This is a genomic window from Streptomyces sp. NPDC057654, from assembly GCF_042800135.1.
In the GTDB taxonomy this organism is placed as follows: Bacteria; Actinomycetota; Actinomycetes; order Streptomycetales; family Streptomycetaceae; genus Streptomyces.
The window spans coordinates 1-3,256 of the sequence record NZ_JBHVHQ010000929.1 but is presented as its reverse complement, the minus strand read 5'-3'; the positions used below and the strand labels follow the sequence as shown (position 1 = coordinate 3,256).

Below are 3,256 nucleotides of genomic sequence, written 5' to 3'. Positions count from 1 at the left end.
GTACGAGGCCTCGCCGATGATCTTGTCGGGGCCGGTGTCGCCGACGACCGCGTACTCGACCTGGTTGTTGTAGATCACGGCCACCACGCCGCCGCCCTTGATGCCGGACTTGGTGTAGTCCCAGATGCCGCTGACGCTCGGGACGACGACGTACGGCAGCTTCTCGGCGGTGAGGGGCTTGTCGTCGGACGTGTGGTAGTAGGTGTCGTCCTGGAACCACGGGTCGGTCTGCTTGTTGCACTTCGAGGTGACCTGGCCGTCGCAGTCGACGTCCATGTCCGCCTTCCAGAAGACGGCCCCGGTCTTCTCACAGACCGGAACGGTGGCCGAAGTCTCCTCGTCGGTCCGGTACTTGCCCTTGGATATCTGTTTGCAGCCGTTGACCTTCGCCAACAGGTCCGCGGCGCTGACCGAACCCTCCTGGAGGCGGGAAGCGGCCGGCTTCGAGGCCGCGCCGGCCGGTGAGTTGTGGGCCTGGGCGGCGGCGGGGACGACGGCGAGAGCGGTGGCCGCGGCGGCGATGCCGACGGCGAGGGTGCGTTTACGCATGGGGGATCCCTCTGTTAGGAAACCTTCCTTACCGTGCCGCGTCAATGTCCCCGCATGGACATGACCGCGTCAACCCTCCCGGCGTCCGCAATTCCGGAACGCCGGGCGGCCGGGTAGCCGCACCGGGCGCCGCCCGCGCTGTGACGGCCCGTCGGCCCGTACGTCCGCGCCCGGCCGCCGCGCACCCGGCGCCCAACCCCCGCCGACCGAAGCCCATCGCCTGACCTGGTAATTCGCAGGCGATTCCGGCTAGGTTGCGCAGCATCCGCCCGCACCGATCAGGGCCGGCGCCGGGCGGACCGAACAGGGGAGAGGTATGTCCGAGCAGCAGCACAAGACCTTCCGTGCCATCGAGGTGGGCGACGGCGGCGACGGCCGATGGGCCGCTCATGTCCAGGACCGGTGGCCGGTCGCCGAGGGCTGGTTGAGCGAGGAGGGGCGTACGGAGGCGGGCGCGGCGCGGGCTCGCGGGCTCTTCGAGGCGCATCTGCCCGAGCTGGTCCCGGTGCTCGACCGGCTCGCCGGGCAGTTGGACCGGCCCGGCGGCGAAACCTATCTGACCCACGCCGCGTTGCGGCCGTTCTTCTCCGGCTGCACGCAGACCGGCGTCCCCGGCGCCCTGCTGCGCAACTACGACTTCGCTCCCGCACAGTGCGAAGGAACCATCGTCTCCTCCTGTTTCCTGCGCCCCGTGATCGGCGTGCAGGAGGAGGGGTGGGGGCTGCTCGACGGGATGAACGACGCCGGACTCGCCGTCTCCCTCACCTTCGGCGGACGGTACGTGCACGGCCCCGGCTTCAGCATCCTCATCGTGCTGCGCTACCTCCTGGAGACCTGCGACACCGTCGGCGAGGCGCTCGCCGCGCTCCGCTCGATACCGGTCGGCATCCCGCAGAACATCACCCTCGTCGACGCCGAGCGCGCCGTGACGGTCTACACCGGCCCCGACATCCCCCTCACCGTGGCCCCGGACGCCTGCGCCGCCAACCACCAGAACCTGCCCGTGCCCGAGGAGCAGGAGCGGTTCACCCGGACCCAGGAGCGGCTGGCCGCCATACGCGAGGCCGCACGCGAGGCCGCACGCGAGGCCGCACGTAATGCCGCGCGTAATGCCGCGCGCACGGCCGTACGTACGGACAGTGTCGAGGCGGCCGCGATGCTGCGCCCGCCGCTGTACCAGCTCGCGTACGACAAGGGGCTGGGCACGGTCTATACGGCCGACTACCGGCCCGTCGAAGGGCGCGTGGTCTACCACTGGCCCGGCGTGAGCTGGGAGCAGTCCTTCGCCGGCTTCGCGCCGGGGGAGCGGACGGTGGTTCTCGGGGGCGTCTAGGGAACCGCGGCGGGTACGGGGCGCGTGCCGGCGGACTTGTCACCGACGGCGGCGGAGGCGGCGGGTGCGGCGGCCCGGTGGTGCCTGCGTACCGCCTCGGCGAGGAAGGCCGCGCTGAGGAGCGTGAGGACCGTGGCGCCCGCCAGCACCGTCGGGTAGCCCAGGGACTTGGGGCCGGCCAGCGGGACCAGCTGTGTGATGGCCAGGTGGGAGACCAGGAACGGGATCGCCGTGAAGCACGCGACCTGGGTGGCCGGGCGGTCCTGGCGGGTCAGGGTGAAGGCGAGCAGCGTGGAGAGCGCGGAGAAGGTCGCGTACGAGACGCGGGAGACCAGGACCGAGAACAGGGTCAGCGGGGCCGCGTGCAGGGCGGCGGCCGCGATCAGCAGGGCGCAGGAGAGCGCCTCCCCGCAGACCACGGCGAGGACGAGCCGCGGCCGGGGGAGCCGCCGCACCGGAATCCACAGCAGCGCGCCCACGAAGGACATCGCCAGGCCCGCGGTGCCCATGAAGGCGCCGATGGTCCGGGGGGAGAGGTGCTGGTCCACCATGAGGACCGAGGTCAGCTTGTGCGCCAGGCCGACGCCCAGCCAGTTCAGGGTCAGCCCGGCGACGGCCAGCAGACCGATCAGGCGTGCTCCTGAACCGGCCGCCGTACGGTCCTGATCGATGACCGCGGCGGCTGCCTCCCCCGTACCCTCCGCCCTCTCCCGCAGCAGCAGTACCGGCACCGCCGTCACCACGCCGATGACCAGGATCAGCAGCACCGCCGTCCGGTAGCCGAGCGTCAGGGCGACGCCGCCGCCGATCGCGGTGCCCAGCAGGATGCCCATCGACTCCGCGGCGGAGAGCCGGCTGCGGTGCCGGGCCGGCGCCACCCGCATCACCAGGGCGTCCCCGGCGGCCCGTTCCCAGCCGCTGAACAGCCCGACGGCCACCCCGCAGACGGCCAGCGCGGGCCAGGAGCGGGTGAAGAGCAGGGTGCTCAGCGATATCAGCACCAGCAGCCGGAAGACGAGCAGTTGGAGGCGGTAGGAGAACCACCGCGCCGCGAGGCGGTCCAGTACCGGCGCGACGACGAAGCGGGTGGACCACAGCACCGTCACGTACCCGAACAGGGCGACCTGGTGCAGTGAGCCGCCGCCCGCCCGTACCAGGACCGGCAGCGCCGAGGCCACGTAATCGATCGAGACGAGGTGGCCCAGGTAGAGGAGGGCCATCGCCCAACTCGCCCGCGAGGGCGCGCCGGGGGTCGCGGTGGGGTCGTCCGGCCGGAGCCGGAAGGCCGTGGAGATCTTCGCCATGCGGGCTCCGTTCGCATCGTCACGCACTTGCGTCGCACTGGAATCGTTGTTGCATACAGTATGCAGATAC

Annotated in this window: 3 protein-coding genes; 1 reads left to right on the top strand and 2 read right to left on the bottom strand. The window is 71.5% G+C overall.

Annotated features, from left to right (window positions below):
• Positions 1-549: glycoside hydrolase family 75 protein (locus ACFU99_RS38435; protein WP_384401789.1), on the bottom strand; the 549-nt coding region annotated here is incomplete at its 3' end.
• A 316-nt stretch (positions 550-865) separates the two neighbouring features.
• On the opposite strand from ACFU99_RS38435, the gene ACFU99_RS38430 reads away from it, so the two are divergent.
• Entirely contained in the window at positions 866-1,882 is a 1,017-nt protein-coding gene (locus ACFU99_RS38430; RefSeq protein ID WP_384401786.1) for a C45 family autoproteolytic acyltransferase/hydolase, read from the top strand.
• Here the strand turns inward: ACFU99_RS38430 and ACFU99_RS38425 are convergent.
• Positions 1,879-3,186 carry an MFS transporter gene (locus ACFU99_RS38425; protein WP_384401783.1) on the bottom strand — a complete coding sequence of 436 codons (1,308 nt, stop codon included), beginning with the start codon at positions 3,184-3,186 and terminating at the stop codon, positions 1,879-1,881. The genes ACFU99_RS38430 and ACFU99_RS38425 overlap by 4 nt on opposite strands.
• Between the last annotated feature and the right edge of the window lie 70 nt (positions 3,187-3,256).

Coding starts and splice junctions, on each gene's coding strand:
- ACFU99_RS38425 (WP_384401783.1), bottom strand. CDS start 3,186: ATGGCGAAGATCTCCACGGCCTTCCGGCTCCGGCCGGACGACCCCACC.
- ACFU99_RS38430 (WP_384401786.1), top strand. CDS start 866: ATGTCCGAGCAGCAGCACAAGACCTTCCGTGCCATCGAGGTGGGCGAC.